Annotated in this window: 21 protein-coding genes; 10 read left to right on the top strand and 11 right to left on the bottom strand. The window is 71.6% G+C overall.

The genetic code is table 11. From position 1 onward, the window contains the following. Positions 1-54: 54 nt before the first annotated feature. Positions 55-2,217 (bottom strand): germacradienol/geosmin synthase Cyc2, encoded by a 2,163-nt coding sequence (cyc2, locus tag ACZ4O3_RS01830; RefSeq protein WP_467720806.1) that lies wholly within the window; start codon positions 2,215-2,217, stop codon positions 55-57. A gap of 220 nt (positions 2,218-2,437) precedes the next feature. Between cyc2 and ACZ4O3_RS01825 the strand changes: the two genes are divergently transcribed. After that, the gene (locus ACZ4O3_RS01825; protein ID WP_362724095.1) at positions 2,438-3,697 is read left to right on the top strand and encodes a cytochrome P450; all 1,260 of its coding nucleotides are present in this window, start codon (positions 2,438-2,440) and stop codon (positions 3,695-3,697) included. Here ACZ4O3_RS01825 and ACZ4O3_RS01820 read toward each other — a convergent pair. Continuing rightward, positions 3,669-4,820, bottom strand: coding sequence for a damage-control phosphatase ARMT1 family protein (locus ACZ4O3_RS01820; protein ID WP_467720805.1), 1,152 nt, complete (start codon positions 4,818-4,820; stop codon positions 3,669-3,671). The genes ACZ4O3_RS01825 and ACZ4O3_RS01820 overlap by 29 nt on opposite strands. A gap of 53 nt (positions 4,821-4,873) precedes the next feature. Next, positions 4,874-5,521, bottom strand: a complete 648-nt coding sequence (locus tag ACZ4O3_RS01815) for a ScbR family autoregulator-binding transcription factor (protein WP_467720804.1) — start codon at positions 5,519-5,521, stop codon at positions 4,874-4,876. Between the two features lie 431 nt (positions 5,522-5,952). Here ACZ4O3_RS01815 and ACZ4O3_RS01810 point away from each other — a divergent pair, with 431 nt between their 5' ends. Continuing rightward, entirely contained in the window at positions 5,953-6,879 is a 927-nt protein-coding gene (locus ACZ4O3_RS01810) for a lytic polysaccharide monooxygenase auxiliary activity family 9 protein (protein WP_467720803.1), read from the top strand. 17 nt (positions 6,880-6,896) lie between these two features. Here ACZ4O3_RS01810 and ACZ4O3_RS01805 read toward each other — a convergent pair whose 3' ends face one another. Further along, positions 6,897-7,547 carry a Tat pathway signal sequence domain protein gene (locus ACZ4O3_RS01805; protein ID WP_467720802.1) on the bottom strand — a complete coding sequence of 217 codons (651 nt, stop codon included), beginning with the start codon at positions 7,545-7,547 and terminating at the stop codon, positions 6,897-6,899. Positions 7,548-8,161: 614 nt separating this feature from the next. On the opposite strand from ACZ4O3_RS01805, the gene ACZ4O3_RS01800 reads away from it, so the two are divergent. The 3 genes from ACZ4O3_RS01800 (at position 8,162) to ACZ4O3_RS01790 (ending at position 10,475) form a co-directional block, all read left to right on the top strand. After that, complete coding sequence (locus ACZ4O3_RS01800) at positions 8,162-8,860, top strand: DUF6230 family protein (RefSeq protein ID WP_362728106.1); 699 nt, start codon at positions 8,162-8,164, stop codon at positions 8,858-8,860. Next, positions 8,860-9,312, top strand: a complete 453-nt coding sequence (locus ACZ4O3_RS01795; protein ID WP_384993297.1) for a DUF6114 domain-containing protein — start codon at positions 8,860-8,862, stop codon at positions 9,310-9,312. Before ACZ4O3_RS01800 ends, ACZ4O3_RS01795 begins: the two co-directional genes overlap by 1 nt. A 191-nt stretch (positions 9,313-9,503) precedes the next feature. Continuing rightward, a complete protein-coding gene (locus ACZ4O3_RS01790) occupies positions 9,504-10,475 on the top strand; it encodes a sporulation protein (RefSeq protein WP_467720801.1) in 972 nt (323 codons plus the stop codon). Between the two features lie 8 nt (positions 10,476-10,483). On the opposite strand, the gene tatA is transcribed toward ACZ4O3_RS01790, so the two are convergent. The 3 genes from tatA to ACZ4O3_RS01775 form a co-directional block, all read right to left on the bottom strand. Then, the gene (tatA, locus tag ACZ4O3_RS01785; protein ID WP_362732453.1) at positions 10,484-10,750 is read right to left on the bottom strand and encodes a Sec-independent protein translocase subunit TatA; all 267 of its coding nucleotides are present in this window, start codon (positions 10,748-10,750) and stop codon (positions 10,484-10,486) included. Between the two features lie 139 nt (positions 10,751-10,889). Further along, a complete protein-coding gene (gene mgtA, locus ACZ4O3_RS01780) occupies positions 10,890-13,382 on the bottom strand; it encodes a magnesium-translocating P-type ATPase (RefSeq protein ID WP_467720800.1) in 2,493 nt (830 codons plus the stop codon). After that, entirely contained in the window at positions 13,372-13,731 is a 360-nt protein-coding gene (locus ACZ4O3_RS01775) for an ArsR/SmtB family transcription factor (protein WP_467720799.1), read from the bottom strand. Before ACZ4O3_RS01775 ends, mgtA begins: the two co-directional genes overlap by 11 nt. 187 nt (positions 13,732-13,918) lie before the next feature. Here ACZ4O3_RS01775 and ACZ4O3_RS01770 point away from each other — a divergent pair, with 187 nt between their 5' ends. Then, positions 13,919-14,374, top strand: a complete 456-nt coding sequence (locus tag ACZ4O3_RS01770; protein WP_362726591.1) for a tellurite resistance TerB family protein — start codon at positions 13,919-13,921, stop codon at positions 14,372-14,374. Positions 14,375-14,572: 198 nt separating this feature from the next. On the opposite strand, the gene ACZ4O3_RS01765 is transcribed toward ACZ4O3_RS01770, so the two are convergent. Next, positions 14,573-15,535, bottom strand: a complete 963-nt coding sequence (locus tag ACZ4O3_RS01765) for an ABC transporter substrate-binding protein (protein ID WP_362726594.1) — start codon at positions 15,533-15,535, stop codon at positions 14,573-14,575. Positions 15,536-15,878: 343 nt separating this feature from the next. On the opposite strand from ACZ4O3_RS01765, the gene ACZ4O3_RS01760 reads away from it, so the two are divergent. The 4 genes from ACZ4O3_RS01760 to ACZ4O3_RS01745 are packed head-to-tail and all read left to right on the top strand — an operon-like array spanning position 15,879 to position 19,821. After that, positions 15,879-18,311, top strand: a complete 2,433-nt coding sequence (locus ACZ4O3_RS01760) for a sensor histidine kinase (RefSeq protein WP_467720798.1) — start codon at positions 15,879-15,881, stop codon at positions 18,309-18,311. Beyond that, the gene (locus ACZ4O3_RS01755; protein ID WP_362731920.1) at positions 18,308-18,787 is read left to right on the top strand and encodes a roadblock/LC7 domain-containing protein; all 480 of its coding nucleotides are present in this window, start codon (positions 18,308-18,310) and stop codon (positions 18,785-18,787) included. The genes ACZ4O3_RS01760 and ACZ4O3_RS01755 overlap by 4 nt, the downstream gene beginning before the upstream one ends. A gap of 34 nt (positions 18,788-18,821) precedes the next feature. Continuing rightward, positions 18,822-19,238, top strand: coding sequence for a DUF742 domain-containing protein (locus ACZ4O3_RS01750; RefSeq protein WP_362731918.1), 417 nt, complete (start codon positions 18,822-18,824; stop codon positions 19,236-19,238). Beyond that, entirely contained in the window at positions 19,225-19,821 is a 597-nt protein-coding gene (locus ACZ4O3_RS01745; RefSeq protein ID WP_362731916.1) for a GTP-binding protein, read from the top strand. The genes ACZ4O3_RS01750 and ACZ4O3_RS01745 overlap by 14 nt, the downstream gene beginning before the upstream one ends. A gap of 88 nt (positions 19,822-19,909) precedes the next feature. Here the strand turns inward: ACZ4O3_RS01745 and ACZ4O3_RS01740 are convergent, their stop codons facing one another. Genes ACZ4O3_RS01740 through ACZ4O3_RS01730 form a run of 3 tightly spaced genes read right to left on the bottom strand, consistent with a single transcriptional unit; the run spans position 19,910 to position 22,352 of the window. Continuing rightward, positions 19,910-20,578: an ABC transporter permease gene (locus tag ACZ4O3_RS01740; protein WP_362729999.1), complete on the bottom strand. Its 669-nt coding sequence runs from the start codon at positions 20,576-20,578 to the stop codon at positions 19,910-19,912. Beyond that, positions 20,575-21,225, bottom strand: coding sequence for an ABC transporter permease (locus tag ACZ4O3_RS01735; protein ID WP_384993271.1), 651 nt, complete (start codon positions 21,223-21,225; stop codon positions 20,575-20,577). The genes ACZ4O3_RS01740 and ACZ4O3_RS01735 overlap by 4 nt, the downstream gene beginning before the upstream one ends. Next, the gene (locus tag ACZ4O3_RS01730; RefSeq protein ID WP_362730005.1) at positions 21,222-22,352 is read right to left on the bottom strand and encodes an ABC transporter ATP-binding protein; all 1,131 of its coding nucleotides are present in this window, start codon (positions 22,350-22,352) and stop codon (positions 21,222-21,224) included. The genes ACZ4O3_RS01735 and ACZ4O3_RS01730 overlap by 4 nt, the downstream gene beginning before the upstream one ends. Positions 22,353-22,554: the final 202 nt, after the last annotated feature.

Raw genomic sequence — 22,554 nt, 5'->3', positions numbered from 1 at the left:
CAGGGCCGGCGCGGACCCTCCGGGAACGGTCCGCGCCGGTGGCGCCGGGTGTGGTCAGCCGGCGGGGAGCGCCGGGGCGAGCGGGGGCCGGTCCGGCAGGAAGCCGTGGGCCCGGCGGGCGAGGTGGTCCGGCTTGTAGCGGTCCACCCGCTGATGCCAGTTCAGGATCCCGGCCATCCAGTTCTGCAGGTCGCGGACATAGCCGTCCATGGCCTCGCGCGCCTGCGGCGACAGCTCGAAGTCGTCGTACACGAGCGGGAGTTCATTGCCGACGACATGCTCGAACTGCTGCATCCGCTGGGTCATCAGGTCGTGCACGACGCGGAGCGCGGTCGGGTAGTCGACGCCGAAGAAGTTCTGGACGACCAGGATCGCGTTGTGGAACTCGCCCTCGTACTGGATCTCCTTCTGGTAGGAGAAGACGTCGTTGATGAGCATGCCGTAGTCGATGGCGGCGTTCTCCAGCGAGCGGACCGGGCCGCTGCGGTGGACCTCCGCGGGGATCGCGGGGCCCAGACCACGGCGGGCCAGGCTCAGTGTGAGGTCGGAACCGAAGGTGGCCCGGCGCATCTCCAGGTAGTCGACGGGGTCGGGGACGCGGTGCTGGAGGTGGTTGGACAGCTCCCAGAGCCAGCTCTCGGTCATCCGGTCGACGGACTGCCTGAGTGCGAGCCGGTCCTCGGGGCTCGCGTCGGCGGTCGTGCGGGCCCACAGGTCGATCAGGCCGTGCTCCATGCCGCTGGCCGGCACGGGGACGGGCTCGTCGCCGAGGGGCATGCAGGCGGAGAGACGGGCCGTGGCGAGCCGGGCGCCGGCCAGGTCGCGCCGGGTGCCGAAGACCAGGGGGTAGTAGTCGTCGGCGTAGGTGCCCCAGGCCAGCCAGTGGGCGCTGAGGTCGAGTTCCTCCGGGGTGGCGTCCGGGTCGAGGCCGGCGGCGCAGAGCACCAGGTCGGAGGCGGCCAGCTTGTTCTCGTCCCAGACGCCCTCGGCGAGCATGCCGGTGCCGTGCATCCAGGCGGTGAGCCGGGGCCTGGCGGCGTCGAGGTGCGGGCTGAGCTCGACTTCGTAGGGCATGTGGAAGGCGGGCAGCAAGGAGGGACCGACCTGCTGGAAGGGCACATGGGAGTAGGCCCGCAGCCGCTCGGCCGCGGCGGACGCGAGCAGGGCGCCGACGGCGGCGGCGGAGGTGCCGGGGCCGGTGAGGTGCTGCCAGGAGGAGGACCGGCTGGCGCCCTGGTTCATGTAACGGCTGGAGCGCAGGTGCCACTCGTGGCCGCCGGACTGCCAGTCCTGCAGGCCCTTGGTGTAGGCGGCGATCGCGCCGGCCTGGCCGGGTGTGAGGCCCTTCTCCGCGGCGAGGGCGGGGACCTCGGTGAGGGCGGTGTGCTCGAACTGGTGGAGGCGGGAGGTGAGGATGTCGTTGACCGTGTCGGCGGCCTCCTGGGTGGTGCAGTCGAAGAAGGTCTCCAGGACCAGCACGCCGTTGCTGTTCTCGCCCTCGTCCTCCACCTCACGCTGGTAGGAGAACAGGTCGTTGCGCAGGTGGACGGCGTCGGCGAAGGTCTCCATCAGCACCCGCAGCGGCCGCGTCCCGGCGGCGGGCGCGGGCACCTCGGCCGTCGCGTACTCGACGAGCCCCGCCGACCAGGGGGCGCCGCCGACCTTGCGGCGCATCTCGATGTACTCGACGGGGTTGGCGATCCGCCCCTCGTTGATGTTGGCCAGCTCCCACATCGACTCGTTCAGGAGATGCTCGGTGGCGACCGAGAAACGGCGGCGCCAGTCGACCGACATCGACGGCACCGTGCGTGCCCACAGGTCGGCGAGGCCGGCCTCGACCGGGTTCCGCGGCTCCGGCACCGGCGTCGCCGGGTCGAGCGGCATGAACAGCGGGAGCCGGTCGAGATGGGCCTTGCCGGCGGCGCGGTCCTGGGTCCGCTTGTACATGTCGAGGAAGTGGTCGTCGAAGAAGAACACCCACACGTACCAGTCGGTGATCAACGACAGGGCGGGGCCGTCGCAGTCGGGGTGGGTGTAGCTGCACAGCAGGCCGTAGTCGTGTGCCTCCAGGTCGGCCTCGGTCCAGATCCCGGAACCCTCCAGCATGCCCATCCCCCGGGCCCACTCGGCGGAATGGGTGCGGGCCTCCTCCAGGTGCGGGTTGAGCCGCGCGGGAAACGGCATGTAGAAGTGCGGGAGTTCGAACGGCTGCGTCATGGCCGGGCCCTACCCGGGGGCTCCAACGGCCATCCGCCGGGGCACACATGATCACACCATCGCGTGAACCGGGACGGAATCCGGGAGACTTCGGGCGGTCTTTGTGGCGTCCGCCCCGCGCGTCGCCGTCGCCGCCGTCCCGACGACGGACCGGCCATCCGGCACAGGGCCCGGCACCTGTCCTCTTGCCGGGTCCCGCGGGGCGGGTCACCGTGGGTGTATGACCACCTCTGCCGGCGGCGAGGGTCCGTCCGTGCCCGACGTCTTCGATCCGCGCCGGTACGCCACCGCCGTGCCGTACGACGACTACCGCGTCCTGCGCGACCACCACCCGGTGTCCTGGCAGCGGGAGCCGGAGGTGCTGGGGTGGCCGGCCGGGCCGGGGTTCTGGGCGGTGGCCCGGCACGCGGACGTCGTGCGGGTGCTGAAGGACCCGCTGACGTACTCGTCGCGCCTGGGCGCGACCCAGATCCGGGATCCGGACCCGGCGGACCTGCCGTTCATCCGGCGCATGATGCTCAATCAGGATCCCCCGGACCACGGCAGGCTGCGGCGCCTGGTGAGCCGGGCCTTCACACCGGGCCGGATCGGCCGGTTCGAGGCGGTGGTACGGCAGCGGGCGCGCACCCTGTTCGCCGGGGCGCTGCAGACGGCCCGGGAAGGGGACGGCACGGTCGACCTGGTCGCCGCCGTCACCGACGAGTACGCGCTGCTCAACCTCGCCGACCTGCTGGGCGTACCGGACGCCGACCGGGGCCTGCTGCTGCACTGGACGCAACGGGTGATCGGCTACCAGGACCCGGACGAGGCAGGCCCCCGGGTGCGCGACGGCTCGGGCAGGCCGGTCGACCCACGGTCACCCGCGCTGCTGCGGGACATGTTCGAGTACGCCCGTCAGCTCGCCGCGTACAAGCGCCGAAACCCCGCCGACGACATCATGACGGCGCTGGCCCGGGACCCCGACCCGGCCGAGGGTGAGCTGGAGATGTTCTTCTTCCTGCTCACGATCGCGGGCAACGACACCGTGCGGTCGGCCGCCCCCGGCGGGCTGCTGGCGCTGGCCGGACACCGCGACGAGTACGCCCTGTTGCGGGCAGGGAAGGTGCGGGCCGACGCCGCCGTGGACGAGTTGCTGCGCTGGCACCCCCCGGTACTGACCTTCCGGCGGACCGCCGCCCGGGACACCGAGCTGGCCGGCCGGCGGATCCGGGCGGGGGACAAGGTGGTCGTCCTGCACGCGTCGGCCAACCGTGACGAGCGGGCCTTCGCCGCCCCCGACCGGCTCGACCTGGGCCGGACGCCGAACCCGCACGTCTCCTTCGGTGACGGGCCGCACGTCTGTCTCGGCGCCCACTTCGCGCGGCTCCAGCTGCGTACCCTCTACGCACAGGCGCCCGCCCTGGAGCCGGCCGGGCCCGCCGAACGGCTGGTCTCCAACTTCATCAACGGCCTCAAGTCGCTGCCGGTGTCCGTGGGTTGACCTGGATCAGGGCGTGAGTGCCGGCGGTGCGCCAGCGCTGCCCCTCGGCCCTGTCCAGGGCCGCCTCGGTGTCCGGCGCCAGGCCGGTGATCACATCGGACTTGAGGGTGCGCAACGCGGCCACCGGGCCCGGGAACCAGGTGGTGACATCGGCGAAGGGGATGGTCGGCGGCCAGAGCCGATCGCCCACCAGGCGGCGGTAGTTGAGGTCGCCCTTGAAGAGGGTGAGGTCGGCGGAGGCGAACTCGGCGCGCAGGTCCTGGGGCATCTCGGCGTAGGGCAGCGGGGCGCAGGAGAAGGGGTGGGCGCGCACGGTCAGCCGACCGTCCGACAGCGCCGACCAGAGGGTGCGGCCGTAGGCGGCGGCCGCACCGGGTGCGGCGGTGAGCCGGCGCAGGGCGTCGAGCACGTCGGCGGTCGTGGCGTCGGAGACGTAGTAGGGGTACGGCTTGATGTGCAGGACCGCGTCCGCGATACGCCCGGTGTCCAGGAGGTGGGCGATCAGCAGCAGATCGGGGACGAGTTCGCGGCCCGCGTTGTCGGCGACGAGGCACAGGGTGCCGCCGCGCAGGAGTCGCCACAGTCCGGCGCTGTCGTCCGCGACCAGGGCGGAGACGGCCTCGCCCGACTCGGCGGAGAGGCGGAACCCCAGGTCGGCGCGGTTGCCCCAGAGGGAGCCGTGCAGCAGGGCGCGGTCCGGGTCGTCGCCGAGGGCGTCGAGTGCGGCCAGTTCCTCGTCGGTCTCCTTGGCGTCGAGTTCGGCGAGCTTGAAGGGGCGGAAAGGGTCGATGCCCTGCCAGGGGCCGGGGCCGAAGTAGCCGACGGCGTCCAGGAGCCGGCGGTAGAAGTAGCTCTCCGACCACAGCCACGGCACGTCGAACCAGGACAGTCCGAGGTAATCGTCCAGGCCCCAGCCGTGCCACCGGTCGTCGCCGGGCAGCGGTTCGATCACGCCCTCGGTGCAGTTGTGCAGCAGCGTGTCCAGGTCGCGGTGGTGTGCGGGGCCGTAGGGGAAGGCGTCCCGCACCTGGCGGATGATCGCGGGGTGCCGTTCGGCCAGCACACGGTGCGGGAAGGGGCCGGTGGTGCCGAGGATCACGGGTGCGGCGGCGGAGTCGGGCATGACCGCCACGCTATCGCGCGGGGTGCCCGGCTCCGCCGAACCGACGGCGCCTGTCACGCCGTTCTGATCTCGCGCTCCAGCTGGGTGGCGAGGGTCATGTAGCGGGCCCGCCGGTGCACCGGGACCAGGCCTCGGATCATCAGGTACCACATCTCCGCGACGCGACGCGGCAGTCGTCCCACCGGTTCCAGGTTGCGGCCGGCCACCCGGGTGCCGACGAAGCAGCAGACCAGGGAGTGCGCCACCGCGCCGATGTCCATGTCCGGGTGGACGTCGGACTCCTTGACCGCGCCCTGGAGTTTGCGCGTGGCGAACTCCAGGCCCTCGGTGAACGGGTGCCTCAGCGGCGGCCGCACGCTGACGTCCGCGGTGGCGAGCCGCAGTCCGGCGCGCGGGATCGGGCCGTCGACGGAGAGCCGGGCGATCGCGAACGTGATGCGCATCAGGGCCTCCAGCGAGGAGTACCCACGGCTGTCCAGCTCCCTCACCAACTGGCTGGAGGTACGGGACTGGAGCTCCATGATGGCGTGCGCCAGATCCTCCTTGGCGGCGAAGTGGAAGTAGAGCGCCCCCTTGGTGACCTTCGCGTGTTCGACGATCTCACTCAGACTGGTGGATTCATAGCCACGCCGGTCGAAGAGGTCGGCGGCGGCCGTGATGATCGTGGCGCGGGTCTGCTCCGCGCGTAACTGCCTCGCCATCGACTCAACACTCCTCACGGCTCCAAACCGACGGGGCATGCGGTTTGTTTCTTACCCCGTGCACACGATAGCTCACCGTGCGCCAACGGGAGGCGACTGTGCGGACCTGGTGACGGACACACGCAAGTGGCGGGCGCGACCCGGCGATCGGGGGTCACACTGCGCGAACGCACGAGACCGGGGCGCGCCACTCCCTTGTGAGCACGCCGGTCCACGGAGGCGATGCGGCGGCCGGACGCGCATCGGCGATCACAACAATACGAGCCGGACGGTCGGTTCTCAATGACGCCTGCGCGGTCCGCAAAACGGACGCCCCGGTCGGCGCCCGCGCGCCACCCCGTCCTGCCCTCGACCGCGCTGAACGGCGCGCGCCCGAATTCCGTATCTCCTCGGCAGACTTCGTACCCGTGCCTGCCGAGGAGAACGTCCCGATGACCCGGACGACCGCCCGTGTGACGGGAGCCGCCGTCGCGGCCCCGCTGCTGCTCCTGTCGTGTGCGGCGGGGTCCGCCCAGGCGCACGGCGCGCCCACCGACCCCGTCAGCCGGGTCTACGCCTGCTCCCCCGGCGGCGGCAGCGCGGGGACGGCTGCCTGCAAGGCGGCGATCGCGGCGAGCGGGCAGAACTTCGTGGCGTGGGACAACCTGCGGGTGGCGGGGGTCGACGGCCGCGACCGGCAGGTGATTCCGGACGGCAGACTGTGCAGCGGCAACCTGCCGGCGTACCGGGGGCTGGACCTGGCGCGCACGGACTGGCCCGCGACCCGACTGGCCCCGGGCGCCCGGATGACGATGACGTACGCCTCGACGATCGCGCACGCCGGCACGTTCAGGCTGTACCTGACGAAACAGGGGTACGACCCGGAGAAGCCGCTGAAGTGGTCCGATCTGCCCGCGCAGCCCTTCGCCGAGTTCAAGGACCCGGCGCTGTCGAACGGTGCGTACCACTTCACCGCGGCGCTGCCGGCCGACCGGACGGGCCGTCAGATGCTGTACACGATCTGGCAGAACAGCAGCACGTCGGACACCTACTACTCGTGTTCCGACGTGGTGTTCCCGGCGAACAGGAACGCCGGGGCCGCGGCGGCGAGCGCGCGGGCGAGCGCCACGCCGGTTCCGAACGCCTCCGCGAAGCCGGCTCCTTCGGCCTCGCGGAGTGCCGCCGCCCCGACACGGCGGACGGCGACGGCGGCACCGGTCTCCCCGAGCGCCACGACCGCCGCCGCCGACAGCACTCCCGTGGCCTCCGACACGAACTCGGGCACGGGCCCGTCGGCGCCGCTCATGGCGGGCGGCGCCGCCGCGGTGCTGGTGCTCACCGGGGGCGCCGCCCTGGCGTTGCGTCTGCGTCGACGCTGACCGCCTTTGTGCGCGGGTCAGTTGACGAAGACGGTCGCCCCGTTGTCGGTGACCGGGGCGTACTTGGCGGTGAAGTATCCGGCCGCGAAGCAGAGCGAGGAGCCGGAGGTCTTCGTGAACGCCTGGTTGGTGAAGCTGATGCTGTTGTCGGTGTTGCTGGCCGTACCGGTCAGGCTCGGCGCCTGGTAGACACAGGTGATGCTGCCCAGCAGGGTCTTCAGCTTGACGGTGGTCTGGATCGTGGAACCGCTCGCCGGCGTGACCGTGAGGGTGCCGTCCGAGGCGACCGTGGTGGTGTACGGCAGGTTGTCGACGGTGATGCTGGTGACGCCGGTGACACCGAGGACGTTGCTGCTGCAGCTGCTGGCGTCGAAGGTGTGCCCGCTGACCGACTCGGTGGCGGTGCCGGGGGCGGCCGGGTTGTCGGTGACCGTGGCCGTGAAGACCGAGGACGTGCACTTCACGCCGCTGGTGCCGGTGGCGCTGGAGTAGAGGGTGGCGCTGGTGCCGGTGGCCAGCGGGGCGCTGAGGACGTCGCCGACGGCGACGGCGGTGCCGCCGGCACTGCCGGTGGTGAGCACCGCGCCGTCGGCGGAGGCGGGAACGGTGGCGGCGACCGAGAGGGCGACAACGGTACCGGCGAGGGCGAGCAGGGATCGCGTACGCATGCGGGTGCCTCTTTCCTTGGGGGGACTTGCCTGAGGTGAGGAGAGGTGGGGGGTTCAGGGCGGGCGCGGCTGCGCCGCCGGCCGTTGCCGGCCCGTGACGCCTTCTCCGTACGTGACGGACCGACAACGGCAGTCGAGCCGGACACCGGCCGAAGGCCTGGGGGGGCAGGCCTCCGGCCGGGCCGGTTGCGGGCGTTCGGGCACGGCCCCCGGGGGGAAGCGGCCGTGCCTACGCCGTGAGCGGAGCGGTGGTCGAAGAGGCCGGGAAACGGCCGATGCCGCTCGGCGGATCCGGCGCCACGGATCCGAAGGAAACCAGGGAGATTTGTAGACCTGATCAACCGTCAACGTCAAGGCTCGACAAGGGAGTTGAGCATTCGATCAAGGAAATGCGAGGCCGGAACGGAACTGACGCGAATTCAACACCCTTTTTTCACAACTGCCTTGACCCATTAAAGTAACCGCCGGTAACTTGCGGCGTGGCTACTGCTGCGTAACGAGAAAGCCCTTGCGTCCGCCGGGAGTTGCGAGGAGGCGTGCGTGGCAGCCGCTGTCCGCGCCAGGACAACGTGCCACTGAAGCCCAACCCGCATGACTAATGCATGGGAGCAGACATGGCCTCGTCCCCGGACGTTCCGTCCGCCGACAACACGCCTGAGAACCCGGGAAGCGGTTCTCCTTCCGACATACCAGACACCACCGGCGCGACCGGAGGGCCGCACAGACGGGGGCGGGTCCGCGCGCGTCGGGCCGCGGTGATGGCGGTGCCGGCCACCCTGGCCGTCGCCGGCCTCGCGGTCTTCACCGCGCAGGGCGTGCTCGGCGTCCAGTTCGCCATCTCCGGCATGCCCTTCACGGTCACCGCCAAGTCGCTCGACGGCACCGGTTTCGAGCAGTTCGGCGGGCTCGACAACATGATCAAGGACAGCCCGAACGAGGGCGACACCGGCGGCCAGGTGCTGATCGTGACCTCCGCGATCAAGAAGGCGACCCTGGACAGCCTGTGCCAGAGCGTCGACCTCGGCGGCATCAACCTGCTCATCAAGGCGGGCAGCGGCTCCTCGAAGGTGGAGGCGACCGATCTGACCACCGACTCGACCGAGCTGTCGGGCAACGCGTCCTTCGACAACATCGAGATCGGCAACGACGCGAGCACCCTCGACAAGGCCGGGGTCAAGGGTCCCGCGGGCGTCTTCAGCCAGCAGGCCGACACCGTGCACATCGACAACCTGCGGCAGACCAACTACGCGACCACGGCTGCGGTCTTCAAGCTCCCCGGCCTGAAACTCAGCTTCAGCGACACGGGTTGCTGATGTCCGGCTCAGACACTCCACGCCAGGGGTGGCGGCCCGCCTTCCGCGGTTGGCGCGCCCGTCGGCCGTTCTGGGGCGGGCTGCTGCTGACCCTGGGCGGCGGGTGGATCCTGCTCACCGAGAAGGCCGCGTTCAAGGTCGTCATCCATGTCGGCATGCAGGGCCTGGCGGGCTATCTGCTGCCGCTGGTGATGGTCGTGTGCGGCCTGCTCGCCCTCTTCAGCCCCTCGCAGCGCCTCTTCTACTCCATCGTGGGCATCCTGTGCTCCCTGGGTTCCTGGGTCACCTCCAACCTGGGCGGCTTCTTCGTCGGCCTGGCCCTCGGGGCCGTCGGCAGCTGCCTGATCTTCGGCTGGCTGCCGGACCAGGAGCCGCGCGTCGGCCGGCGCAGGCGGCGCAGGACCGCGCGGGCTGCCGCGCGGGGGTGGGGAGAGGGAACGGAACCGGTGTGAAGCGGGTCGAGAGGCGGGCCGGTGGTTCCCGGTCCGCCTCTTTTCCGTGTCGAGGGGCACGGGCCGCCGCGTGTCCTCCGAACAGGTGACTTGGGAACTTCTTTGCCGTCGCCGTCAGTTCATCGGGCAGCCGGGTGGCATGTGGTCCGCCCGGGCGTGAGTGACGAGTGCGGCGAAGGAGCGGCGGCTTCATGGTGTTCAAACGGCTGCTGGGCGCGATCGGGGTCGGCGGCCCCTCGGTGGACACGGTGCTGGACGGTGCCGCGGTGGTGCCCGGCGGGGTGTTGTCGGGGCGGGTGCTGCTGAGAGGCGGCTCGACGGCGGTGGAGGTCGGGCACATCGGGCTCGACCTGCTCGCGCGGGTCGAGGCGGAGCACGAGCAGGGGGAGAGCGAGGGCGCGGTCGTCTTCGAGCGGTTCACCGTGGGCGGAGGGTTCCGGCTCGGTGCGGAAGAGGAGCGGGACGTGCCGTTCGGCGTGCCGCTGCCGTGGGAGACACCGGTCACCGAGCTGTACGGGCAGCCGCTCGGGATCGTGCTCGGGGTGCGCACGGAGGTCGGGGTGGCCGGCGCCCGGGACACGGGCGACCTGGACCCGCTGACGGTGCGTCCGCTGCCCGCCCAGGAGGCGGTGCTGGAGGCGCTCGGACAACTGGGGTGCGGCTTGCGCTCGGCGGATCTGGAGTACGGCCGCATCGGCGGTACGGGCCAGCGACTGCCCTTCTACCAGGAGGTCGAGCTGATCCCGGCGCCCCGGTACGCGCACGCGGTCAGCGAGATCGAGCTGACCTTCCTCGCCTCACCCACCGGTCTGGAGGTCGTGCTGGAGGCCGACAAGCGCGGCGGCCCGTTCTCCTCCGGGCACGACACGCTGACCCGTTTCACGGTGCGCCACGAGGACGCCCACACGCTGGACTGGAACAGCGAGGTGGACGGCTGGATCCGCCAGTTGATCACGCACCGAGCGGCCTACGGCACCCATACGGCGTACGGCCACGAGGGACACCACGGCGGACAGCACGACGGCCCCCACCGATCCGGACCGGGCCTCGGCACGGCGGTCGCCGCCGGTGCGGCGGGGCTGGCGCTGGGCGTGGTCGGCGGAATGGTGGCGGCCGAGGTGGTGGACGAGATCGGGGACTTCTTCGAGGGGGACGAGGCCTAGCGGGCCCGTCAGCCCGCGGCGACGGTCGGCTCGGCGGTCTTCCCGGCTTCCGGCTGCACGGGGGCCGCGGTCGGCTCCGCCGCCATCTGCACCGACGTCGGGGCTACGGGTGCGGCCGGGTCGTCCGCCCTCATCGCCTTCGCCTCGCTCCTGAGGATGCGCATCGACTTGCCCAGGGCCCGGGCGGTGTCGGGCAGCTTCCGGGAGCCGAAGAGCACGATGAAGACGATCGCGACGACCAGCAGGTGCCAGGGTTCGAGTCCGTTACGGAGCATGACCGCCCCCTCCCTTTCTCACGTTGTTCCGTGCCGGCGAGGGGTGCTTTCCGCGCCCCGCCGGACAGCGACGATTGCCACATTGCGCAACTGTACAACCCTGGCTCGGGAAGACTCCCCCGCCCCGGCCGCGCGATCGCTACGGCCGCCGGTCGTGACGCGCCCGTACCGCCCTCAGGGCCGGCGCGTACAGCCCCAGGACGGCAGCGAGCAGCAGCGGGCAGGCGGGCGGCAGCCCGGTCATGCCCAGGGCCCCGCCCAGGGGGCCGGCCGGAAGCAGCAGACCGACGGCGGCGAGCGCGGCGGCGGCCCGCCCGACGGGTCCCGGCCGGGTGCCGCCGCGCAGCAGGAACATCGCCAGGGCCTGGGTGAGCAGGTTCTCGGTGAACCAGGCGGAGTGGAAGACGGCCTGGTCGTCGAGGACGTCGGGACCGCGCAGGGCGAGCGCCAGGACGCCGAAGGTGGCGAGGTCGGCGACCGCGTTCAGTACCCCGAAGCCGGTGATGAACCGCAGGAAGGCGCGCGGCCGCAGCACGGTCGGGCGGCGCAGGGCCGCCGGGCCGGGGCGGTCGTACGCGAAGGCGAGCTGGGCGGCGTCGAAGCAGAGGTTCTGGACCAGCACCTGGACAGGGAGCATCGGCAGGAAGGGGAGCAGCAGGCCGGCCAGGAGCATCGCGATGACGTTGCCGAGGTTGGAGGAGAGGGTGACCCGTAGATAGGAGGCGATGTTGGCGCTGCTGTGCCGGCCGGCGGTGACGGCGTGCCCGATCGCGCCGAGGTCCTTCTCGGCGAGCACCACGTCGGCGGTCTCGCGGGCGAGGTCCACCGCGACGCGGGGCGCGATGCCGACGTCGGCCGCGCGCAGGGCGGGGATGTCGTTGACGCCGTCGCCGAGGAAGCCGACGGTGTGCCCGGCCGCGCGCAGCCCGCTGACGATCCGGGCCTTGTCCTCGGGGGTGCAGCGGGCGACGACGTCCGCTTCGAGCTCGAGGGGATCACCGGGCACGGCCACCCGCCCCGCCTCCAGGCCGAGGTCCCGGCAGGCGCGGGCGGCAGTGGCGGGATGGTCGCCGGTGAGCACGCGGACGCCGACGCCCAGGCCGGTGAGGGTGCGCAGGGCCTCGGCGGCGCCGGGGGCGAGGGCGTCCCGGAAGGTGACCAGACCCCGGAAGGTGAGGCCGTGTTCGTCGGCGTCCGGACAGGGGCGGGTGCGGGCGGGGCCTTCGGCGGTGGCGACGGCGAGGACGCGCAGCCCGGCGCCGGCCTCGCGGGCGGCGAGGGCGAGCAGGCGTTCGTGTTCGGCGGGGTCGAGGCCGCAGCGGGCCAGTACGGCCTCGGCGGCACCCTTGGTGACCAGGACATGGGTGCCGAGACCGCCCGCGACGACGGCGGTGGCGGTGCGCCGCCCCGGGTCGAAGGGCACCGCGCCGATCCCCTCGTACTCCTCCCCCACCGGTCCGGCGGCCGTGAGCAGGGCCTCGTCCAGGGCATCGGCGGCGGGCAGTTCGGCGAGCTGGAGCGTCCACCAGGCGCCGACGGCCGCCCAGTGCAACACGTCCGGGTCGGGGTGCCCGTCGGGGCCGAGGGCGCCTTCGACCACGGGCCGGTCCTTGGTGAGTGTGCCGGTCTTGTCGAGGCAGAGGACATCGACCGCGCCGAGGTCGTGCAGCGCGGGCAGCCGCCGTACGACGACCCGGTGGGTGCGGGCGAGCAGGGCGGCGGCCCGGGCCAGACAGGTGGTGACGATCACCGGGAGCATCTCGGGCGTGAGCCCGACGGCGACCGCGACCGCGAAGGGCAGCGTCTCCAGACCCCGGCCGCGCAGGGCGGTGTTGGCCATGAGGACCAGCGGCGGGGTGAGCAGCATGAACCGGATCAGTACCGAGGAGATGCCGTGCACGGACCGGTCGAAGGCGCTCGCCTCCCGCCGCCCGGCCCGCGCGCTGTGCGCGGCGGCGAACCGGGTCCGCTCCCCCGTCGCCACGACCACCGCCGTGGCACTGCCCGAGGCGACCCAGCTGCCCTGGAAACAGAGGTGAGGCTCCCGGAAGGGACCCGGGTCGGCCGCGCCGGGGACCTCGACGGCGGCCTTGGCGACGGGCGCCGACTCGCCGGTGAGCACGGCCTGGTGCACGCTCAGCCCGCGGGCGCGCAGGAGCCGTACGTCGGCCGGGACCAGGTCGCCGGGGCCGAGCCGTACGACGTCGCCCGGGACCAGATCGGAGACCGGGACCTCCCGGACCCGCGGTGGCGTCGTGTCCCCGGTGCGGCGTAGCACGGTGGCGGTGCCGGCGACGAGTTCGCGCAGGGCGGCCAGGGAGCGGTCGGCGCGGTGTTCGCCGGCGGCGCGCAGCCCGCAACTGACCGCGACCAGGGCGAGGATCACCACGGCCGTGCCCCAGGAGGCGACGAGGGCCGAGACCAGGCCGAGGGTGAGCAGCACGGCGGTGAAGGGGTCGCGCAGGGCGCGGGCACAGCGCAGCGGCCAGGAGTCGGAGTGCGGGAGGGGCGGGGTGTGCTCGCCGACGCCGGCGAGCCGGGCCGCTGCCTCGGCCTCGGTCAGCCCGCGCGGTCCGGTGTCCAGCCCGCGCAGCACCTGCAGTGCGGTGGCGGCCTCGCCCTCACAGGCCACGGAGGCGGGGGGCCGGGAGTTCGGCGGCGGTGGCGCGTGCGGTGAGGCGGCCGACGAGGAGGCGTGCGACCTCGACCACGTCCGGGTCGTCCACCAGGTACACCTGGCGGCGGCCCTCCCGGCGGGAGCGGACCAGACCGGCGAGCTTCAGCTTGGTCAGGTGCTGGCTGACGGCGGGCAACGCGCCACCCACCCGCTCGGCGAGGCCCGTGACGTCGCTCTCGCCCTGGGCCAGTGCCCAGACGATGTGCAGCCGGGCGGGCGAGGCGAGCAGTCCGAAGGCCGCGGCGGCCTCCGTGAGCACGTCCGCGGAGGGGTCGTCGTAGCCGCTGGCGGGCGCTGGCGCCACTGTCGTACTCCTCCTGTCCACCGCGTCGAGGGCATCCGTGCCGGATCGGAGGGAACAGTCTAGGACGCGGGAACTTCTGGGCGACCGTGTCAGTTTCTACGTTGTTGTAGAAGTAAATTCCTGACACCCAGGACTCTTGGCAAGCAGGACTCCTGGCGAGCACATACCGACCGAGGAGTGAGTGCGCATGGCTCTGTGGGACCGCATCAAGGACTCCGCGAATCAGATGCAGACCCAGCTCGTGGCGAAGAAGAACGACTTGAAGAGCGGTGCGTTCCGCGACGCGAGCATGGCGATGTGCGCGCTCGTGGCGGCCGCCGACGGCTCCATCGACCCGTCCGAGCGCCAGCGGGTCGCCCAGCTCATCGCCACCAACGAGGTGCTCCAGAACTTCCCGGCCGACGACCTGCGCCGGCGCTTCGAGGAGAATCTGAACAAGCTGACCGCCGATTTCGCCTTCGGCAAGGTGAGTGTGCTCCAGGAGGTCGCCAAGGCGAAGAAGAAGCCGGCCGAGGCGCGTGCCGTGATCCAGATCGGCATCGTGATCGGCGGCGCTGACGGCGACTTCGACAAGACCGAGCAGGCCGTGGTCCGCGAGGCCTGCTTCACGCTCGACCTGCCGCCGCACGAGTTCGACCTCTGACCGGCCGCCGGGGGTGAGGGGTGGGGCGCGCTCGGCACCTCGGTCGCGCCCTCACCCGTTGCTTCCCTCCAGGCCGTGGGAGAGGACCGGGCACCAACGGCCGCGCGGCACGACCGGGTCGGCGACGGCCGGCGAGCCGGACGAGTCCGGACAGGCCGAGGCCGTCGCCGTCGAGCACGGCACGGGGCCGCGTGCGGGTCAGCTGCTGAGGCCGGCCTTCTTCAGCCAGGCCTGGGCCACGTCCAGCGGGTCCTTGTTGTCGGACTGGACCTGGGTGTCGAGGTCGAGCAGGGTCGCGGTGTCGAGCTTGGCGGAGACCGCGTTGAGGGCGTCGGTGGCCGTCTGGTTCAGGGCGCTCTTGAAGACCAGGGGCTGGACGTTCTCGAAGCCGAAGAGGTTCTCCGGGTCCTGGAGGACGACGAACTTCTCCTTGGAGATGGTCGGGTCCGTGCTGAAGATGTCGCCGGCCTGCACGGCGTTCTTCGTCAGGGCCGCCTCGGTGAGCGGGCCGCCCGCGTCCAGGGCCTTGAAGGACTTGAACTCCAGACCGTACACGGACTTCAGGCCGACCAGGCCCTGCTGGCGGGTCTGGAACTCCGGCGAGGCGCCGATGACCAGGTCCTTGGCGATGGTCTTGAGGTCCGCTATGGAGGACTTCTCCGTGAGGTTGTACTTGGACGCGGTCGTCGCGTTGACCGTCACCGTGTCCTTGTCCTGCGCCTCCGCCGGGTCCAGCAGCGTCAGCTTGGAGTCGAGCTTGGCCTCGATGGCCTTGGTGGTCTCCTCGACGGTCTTCGGGGCGGCCTTGGGGTCGAGGTAGGCGAGCAGGGCGCCGTTGTACTCGGGCAGGACCGAGATCGAACCGTTCTTGAGCAGACCGTAGGTGGTTTCGCGGCTGCCGATGTTCGACTTGTAAGTGACCTTGACGCCCTTGGCCTTGAGCGCTTCGCCGTAGATGTCCGCGATCAGGATGCTCTCGGCGAAGTTGTTCGAGCCGACGACGACGGTGTCGCCGCTCGCCTTGCTGTCGGACAGCGGGTCGGACTTGCTGTCGTCGGAGGAGGAACAGCCCGCCAGCAGGGCCGTCGTCGCGGCGAGCGCGACGGCCGCCGCACCTCGGTATGTCCGGATTGACCTGCTGGTAAGGGTGTTGGAAGTCACGGTTGCCGTTCCGGGAGCTGTGGACAGAAGGGTGGGGGTGTCGCGAACCACGTGGGGTTGTTGCGAACCACTCCACACGATCCAATCCAGCCGGTTCTCGGTCAGTCAAGTGCCTCCGGGTCACCGATTGGCTTCAATCCGTGGCCACTTGTGGACGGAGAGCGGTCTCTTTGTAACGGATTCTTGATAAAGAGCAAGCGGAATCGAGCTTCAATAACGCTGTAGTCTCACGGCAGTTGATATCGGTCACAGCGGTGCACGGGGCCCGCTACTCGGTGTCGTTCCACAACAGCTCGGGGTGAAGACGCCCCCACAGTCGAGACACCTTCATGAAGGAGGCCCGGTGTCCACGAACCAGGTGGACGCGCCCGTCCGGCCCGCCCCGGAGCGCGCCGGGATACGGGGTTTCGCCGACCGCTGGCCCTTCCGGCGCAAGCTCAACCTGCTGGTCGGTGTGCCGCTCGCCGTCATCGCCGTACTCCTCGCCTATGTCTTCACCGACCTGGTGCAGCAGTCCACCAGCGCGGACGACGCGGCGCAGCTGGTCCGGGACAGCACCCAGGTGGCACGCCTGGTGGACAAGGTCGAGGCGGAGCACCAGCAGGCGATCCTGCTCTCGGCACGGTACGAGTCCGGAGACAGCGCCCCCTCCCCGGCCGCCTACCAGGCGGCCCAGGAAGCGGTCACCGCCCAGGTGCAGACGGTCCGTGACACCTTCGGCGACCGGCTGCCGGGCACCGAGTCGGACGCGCTGCGGCAGGTCGAGGGTCTGAGCAGCCTGCGCGGTACCGTCGAGCAGTCGTACCTGCCCGCGGACAACATCGACCCGGCGTACTCCAACGCGGCCAACGACCTGATCGACGGCCTCGGTCTGGACCGCAACGCCGACCTCGCCGCCACCTTCACCGGCAACCTGCTGGACTCGCTGCTGCGCGCGGACGCCGCCCACGGCGCCTTCGAGACCAACGTGCTCGCGGCCACCACCGGGGACACCAACGCGCTGATCGAGTTCACCAACGCCGTCGGCGCCTTCGACCAGTACCAGCACCAGGCCGACCGCTTCGCCCGGTTCGCCACCGAGGGGCAGGCGGCCCAGCTGGCCTCCGTCGAGCACACCAAGGCACAGGGCGAGATCGCGGAGTCCTACGCCGGGCTGCAGATCGACCCGAGCCGGCTTCAGGCCGGCAGCCAGGCCGCCATCCGCAAGGCGGTCAAGGACGCGCTGGCCGACTACCCGGACTACCTGGACCAGGCCACCGCCCGGCTGAACATCACCGCCTCGCTCATCGGTCAGATCGCCGACCGGGCCGACGCCACCGCCGACTCGGCCAAGTGGCGCGCCGTCTACCTGCTCACCGCCACCCTGCTCGGCTTCGTCCTGTGGATCGCGCTCGCCGCGCTGGTGCGCCGCTCGGTGATCCGCCCGGTGCAGGCCCTGACCGGAGTCGCGCACGAGGTCGCCGAGGTGGCCGGCCGTGAACTCGCCCGGGTCGCCGACGACGACGCCGAGGACGCCGGCCCGCCCCGGCTGCGGGACATGCCGGTCACCGCCCGCGACGAGATCGGCGACCTGGCCGAGGCGTTCAACCAGGTGCAGACCACGGCCGCGGCGCTCCTCGAACGCCAGGTGCTCAGCCGCCGCAACACCGCCGAGATGTTCGGCAACGTCGGCCGCCGGGTCAGCAACCTGACCACCCGCCAGCTGGCCTTCATCGACGCGGTGGAACGCGCCGAGACCGACCCGGGCCTGCTGGAACGCCTCTACTCCATCGACCACATCGCCGTCCGCCTGCGCCGCAACGCCGACAGCCTGATGCTGCTGGCCGGCATCCGCGAGACGGTGCTCTCCTCCGGTCCCACCCCGCTGTCCAACGTGGTCCGGGCCGCGCTCGGCCAGATCGAGGGCTACCAGCGGGTGCGGCTGTACGCCGGCACGGACGCCATGATCGAGCCGGACATCATCGGCGACCTCACCCTGATGGTGGCCGAACTCCTGGAGAACGCGGTGTCCTTCTCGCCGGAGGGCAGCCCCGTGGAGGTGACCGTCCGCACCGGCGACCACGGCGCGCACATCGTCGTCACCGACCACGGCCTGGGCATGAGCGCCGAGCGGCTGGCCGAGGAGAACGCCCGGCTGATCCGCCGTGCGCGACTGGACCTCATGCCGACCAAGGTGCTCGGCCTGTTCGTGGTGGGTGCGCTGGCGCGCCGCTGGGAGATCGGCGTCGAGCTGACCCGGACCCCGGGCGGCGGTGTCACCGCCGAAGTGACGCTGCCCTCGCGGCTGCTGCTGACGATGAGCGCGGTGACGACCGCCTCCGGCACCCCGCTCGCTCCGGAAGCGGCGGCCTCCGCCGAGCCGACCGGACCGACCCCGGCCGCCTCCGTCCCGGCCGCCGCCGAGCCCGAGAGCCCGCTCCCCCGGCGGGTGCCGCGCCGTGATCCGGCCACCGGGCCGGAGGCCGCACCGGCCCCGCTGATCCCGGCCGCCCGCACCGGCGAACCCCCCGCCGACTCTCCCGACGGGTCGCGGCCGCTGCGCCGCCGGGTACGCGGCGCGACCCTGCGCACCACCGCCGGTGCCGCCCAGACCCTCGCCCAGCCGGCACGCAACCGCGACGCCGACGCCGAGCGGGACGCGCTGGAGGAGTTCGAGGCCGCGGTGGAACGCGCCCGGCGCGAGAGCGACACCGCAAGCCACGAGCGGCCCGCGCCGCCCTCCGAGACCAACCCGTCGCACCACCAGATCCACCTTCCGGAAGGAGCCGAGCAGTGAGCACGTCGACAGGTGACACCCCGACGGGCGGCGCCGCCACGCCGACCGACCTGCAGGCGGCCGCAGCCGACTTCACCTGGCTGCTGAACCGCTTCGCGACCGAGACGGCGGGGGTGGTGGACGCGATCGCCGTCTCCTCCGACGGCCTGCTGATCGCCGTGTCGGAGCTGCGTGAACGCGCGCACTCCGAACGCCTCGCGGCGATCGTCTCCGGCATCACCAGCCTGGCCGCCGGCGCGTCCGGCAACTACGGCCTGGGCGGCCTCAACAAGGTCATCATCGACCTGGAGGGCGGCCATGTCATCGTCTCGGCGATCGGCAGCGGCGCCGTGCTCGGCGTCGTCGCGGACAACGAGGCCAAGCTCGGCAACATCGCCTACGAGATGACCCTGTTCGCCAACCGGGCGGGTACCGCTCTCAGTCCGCAGCTGGTCCTGGAGCTGAAGAACAGCGTCGGCGTCCCACAGACGCGCTGACCGGCGGAGCCGGTCGAGAGAGGAAGACACAGCCATGGCGGACGGCTTCCCGCCCCCGGGCCCCGACCCGGTAGGTCCGGCTTCCGCCGTACGGCCGTTCCTGGTGACCGCCGGCCGGGTGGCGGACAGCGCCTCCGGACCGGCGATGCCGGTCGAGACCCAGGTGGTGGCGACCACCGCCGGGCTCGACGCCCTCGCCCGGCTCTCCTTCGAGCAGCACGACATCATCGCCGCGTGCCGGATCCCGCAGTCGCTGGCGGAACTGGCGGCACGGCTGCGACTGCACCTGAACGTGGTCCGGGTGCTCGCCGAAGACCTGCGTGAGGCCGGGCAGCTGACTGTGCACGTGCCCGACTTCGAAGCCACCCACGACTCGTCCGTCCTGCGCAGGGTTATCGACGGCCTGCGGGCCATCCCAGACTCCCGAGGGGTACTCCGTGACACCGACTGACTCGCTGACCCGGGGCCCCGGGCGTACGGCCGTACGGCCGCCGCTGCCGGTGAAGATGGTCATCGCGGGCGGTTTCGGCGTGGGCAAGACCACCGCCGTCGGCTCGATCTCGGAGATCGAGCCACTGACCACCGAGGCGTCCATCACCGAGGTCGCGGCGGGCGTGGACGACCTGACGCTCACTCCGCGCAAGACGACCACGACCGTGGCGATGGACTTCGGCTGCATCACCATCGACCCGACGCTGAAGCTGTACCTGTTCGGGACACCCGGGCAGGAACGGTTCGGCTTCATGTGGGACGACATCGTCGAGGGGGCGCTCGGCGGGCTGGTGATCGTGGACACGCGGCGGCTCGACGACTGCTACGCGGCGGTCGACTACTTCGAGCACCGCGGGATTCCGTTCGCCATCGCCATCAACGCGTTCGACGGACAGGTCGAGCACACGCTGGACGAGGTGCGCTGGGCGCTGGACGTGGCGGAGGGGACTCCGCTGGTCGTCTTCGACGCGCGGGAACGGGGTTCGGTGCGGGACGCGCTGCTCGTCGTCCTGGAACTGGCGCTGGCGCGGCGCGAGGGGTAAGTGCGGCGGACGGGGACGCGTCCGCCGCGTGGGGCCGGTCGCGCCCACGCGGCGGTCCGCATGCCGATGCGGTCCCCCGCACCTGAGGTCAGACGCTCCTGCGTACGCCGGGAGAGACCGTCAGCCGCGCGACCACCCAGAAGATGCCCAGCGTGGCCAGGGCCATCGCCGCGACCAGCGTCGCACCGCCCACCACCTTCTCGTAGTTCTTCTGGTAGAGGCCGTCGATGATGTAGCGGCCGAGGCCGCCCAGGCTGACGTAGGCCGCGATGGTCGCCGTCGAGACGATCTGGATGGCCGCCGAGCGCAGGCCGCTGAGGATCAGCGGGAGGGCGACCGGGAGTTCCACCTGGAACAGGACGCGTGCCTCCGCCATGCCCATGCCGCGCGCCGCGTCCACCGGGGACGGATCGACCGAGCGCATCGCCTCGTACGTGGTGACCAGGATCGGCGGCACCGCGAGGATCACCAGCGGGATCATCACCGGCAGCATGCCGAAGCCGAGCCAGATGAACATCAGGACCAGCAGGCCGAAGCTGGGCAGCGCCCGGCCGGCCGTCGCGATCAGGGCCAGGGTGTTGCCGCCACGGCCGAAGTGGCCGGTGACCAGGCCGATGGGCAGGCCGATGACGGCGGCGTAGGCGAGCGCCTGCAGCGAGTACTGGATGTGCTCCCACAGGCGGGTGGGGATGCCGTCGTAGCCGTGCCAGTGCGCACTGTCGCTGAAGAAGGCGTGGATGAAGTTGAGGACGTTCACCGGGTGCTCTCCTTCGGCATCCAGGGCGTCAGCACACGGCGCACGAGGACGAGGAGGGCGTCCGCCAGGATCGCCAGCACGGCCGTCGTCACCACCGAGTTCACCGCCAGCTCGGGACGGTGGTAGATGTTGGCGTCGTTGAGCAGGTTGCCGAGGGCGCCCTGGTTGCCGATCAGCATGCCGACGCTGACCAGCGAGATGCTGGAGACGGTGGCCACCCGCAGGCCCGCGATGATGGCAGGGACAGCGATCGGCAACTGCACCTGGAAGTAACGGCGTACCGGGCCGAGACCCATGGCGGTGGCGGCGGCGAGGGTCTCGGCCGGGACCGAGCGGACGCCGTCCACGATCGCCGGGACCAGGACCACCAGGCTGTACACCGCGAGCGGGATCATCACCGTGGTCTCGGTCTGGCCGGTGTAGTCGATGAGGACCACGAAGAAGGCCAGGGAGGGGATGGCGTACAGGATCGTGGTCACGCCCAGGACCGGCGGGTACAGCCAGCGGAAGCGCACACAGAGCTGGGCGATCGGAAGGGAGACCACCAGCCCCGCCAGCACCGGGATGAGGGCCTCGCGCAGGTGGAGGCCGATCAGCCCGAAGTAGGTGTTCTGGAGGTCGCTGGGGATGTCGAAGAAGCCGCTCATCCCCCGGCCTTCGCGTCGTCGCGGCCCTCGGCGTGGGCGGCCCGGATCGCGGCGCCGATGACCTGCTGGGAGACGACGCCGACGGCGCGCCCCTCACCGTCCACGGCCACCGCCCAGCCGGTCGGCGAGAGCACGGAGCCGTCGAGGGCGGCGCGCAGCGAGTCCCGGCCGGGCACGAACGGCAGCCCGAACGACAGCAGTCGGGCCGGGTCGATCGAACCGGCGGTCAGGGTGTGCGGCTCGCCCCAGCCGAGCGGCCTGCCGTCCAGGTCCGTCACGAGGAGGTACGGGGCGTCCGTCGAGGTCCGGGCGTCGAGCTTGGCGGCGTCGGCGTCGACCGGCACGATCGGGGCCCGCTGCAGCTCCAGCCCGGCGGACGGGAAGAAGGAGAGCCGGCGGATGCCCCGGTCGGCGCCGAGGAAGTCCTCGACGAAGGCGTCGGCGGGGTCGGTGAGCAGTTCGGCGGGCGGGGCGAACTGGGCGAGGTGGCCACCGGTACGCATCACGGCGACCGTCGTGCCGAGCTTGATCGCCTCGTCGATGTCATGGGTGACGAAGACGATGGTCTTGCCCAGCTCGTCCTGGATGCGCAGGAGTTCGTCCTGGAGGCCCTTGCGGACCACCGGGTCCACGGCGGAGAACGGCTCGTCCATCAGCAGCACGGGCGGGTCGGCGGCGAGCGCCCGGGCCACGCCGACGCGCTGCTGCTGGCCCCCGGAGAGCTGGTACGGGTAGCGCTTGGCGAGGGCCGAGTCCAGGCCCACCCGCGCCATCAGCTCGGCCGCGCGGGCCCGCGCCTTCTGCTTGCTCCACCCCAGCAGCCGGGGCACGGTGGCGATGTTGTCGACGATCGTGCGGTGCTGGAAGAGACCGGCGTTCTGGATGACGTAACCCATCGACCGGCGCAGGGTGTTGACCGGCTGTGCCTGGATGTCGGCGCCGTCGAGGAGGATCCGGCCGTCGCTGGGCTCGATCATCCGGTTGATCATCCGCAGGGTCGTGGTCTTGCCGCAGCCCGAGGGGCCGACGAAGACGGTGATCGAGCGATCCGGTATCTCCAGGGAGAGCCGGTCGACGGCGACCGTACCGTCCGGGTACCGCTTGGTGACTGAATCTATCCGTATCAAAACGCCGAATGCCCTTCGGGTTTGGCTGAGGCTGCCCGGTTTCGACCACGGTCGCCGTGGCGCAGACCGTTGCGGGGAGAGTCTAGACCGCCAGTGTTTCAGCACTTTGGCGGCTGACTTGTCGTCTTCACTCTGTGACCTGCCACCCGTCCGGGCCGCTTCCGGCCCCCGGCCGGCGTTCGCCGGGCGGAAGCCGGCTGGG

This window comes from Streptomyces sp. NPDC026515 (assembly GCF_055567595.1).
Note: the sequence above shows the minus strand (reverse complement) of the source record. Positions and strands in the feature narration are given on the sequence as shown.

Excerpts from the sequence above, each read along its gene's own strand:
- ACZ4O3_RS01770 (WP_362726591.1), top strand. The coding sequence starts at position 13,919 with ATGGCTCTGTGGGACCGCATCAAGGACTCCGCGAATCAGATGCAGACC.
- tatA (WP_362732453.1), bottom strand. The coding sequence starts at position 10,750 with ATGCTCCGTAACGGACTCGAACCCTGGCACCTGCTGGTCGTCGCGATC.
- ACZ4O3_RS01825 (WP_362724095.1), top strand. The coding sequence starts at position 2,438 with ATGACCACCTCTGCCGGCGGCGAGGGTCCGTCCGTGCCCGACGTCTTC.
- ACZ4O3_RS01815 (WP_467720804.1), bottom strand. The coding sequence starts at position 5,521 with ATGGCGAGGCAGTTACGCGCGGAGCAGACCCGCGCCACGATCATCACG.
- ACZ4O3_RS01790 (WP_467720801.1), top strand. The coding sequence starts at position 9,504 with ATGGTGTTCAAACGGCTGCTGGGCGCGATCGGGGTCGGCGGCCCCTCG.
- ACZ4O3_RS01795 (WP_384993297.1), top strand. The coding sequence starts at position 8,860 with ATGTCCGGCTCAGACACTCCACGCCAGGGGTGGCGGCCCGCCTTCCGC.
- cyc2 (WP_467720806.1), bottom strand. The coding sequence starts at position 2,217 with ATGACGCAGCCGTTCGAACTCCCGCACTTCTACATGCCGTTTCCCGCG.
- ACZ4O3_RS01810 (WP_467720803.1), top strand. The coding sequence starts at position 5,953 with ATGACCCGGACGACCGCCCGTGTGACGGGAGCCGCCGTCGCGGCCCCG.
- ACZ4O3_RS01735 (WP_384993271.1), bottom strand. The coding sequence starts at position 21,225 with ATGAGCGGCTTCTTCGACATCCCCAGCGACCTCCAGAACACCTACTTC.
- ACZ4O3_RS01800 (WP_362728106.1), top strand. The coding sequence starts at position 8,162 with ATGGCCTCGTCCCCGGACGTTCCGTCCGCCGACAACACGCCTGAGAAC.
- ACZ4O3_RS01820 (WP_467720805.1), bottom strand. The coding sequence starts at position 4,820 with ATGCCCGACTCCGCCGCCGCACCCGTGATCCTCGGCACCACCGGCCCC.
- ACZ4O3_RS01750 (WP_362731918.1), top strand. The coding sequence starts at position 18,822 with ATGGCGGACGGCTTCCCGCCCCCGGGCCCCGACCCGGTAGGTCCGGCT.
- ACZ4O3_RS01805 (WP_467720802.1), bottom strand. The coding sequence starts at position 7,547 with ATGCGTACGCGATCCCTGCTCGCCCTCGCCGGTACCGTTGTCGCCCTC.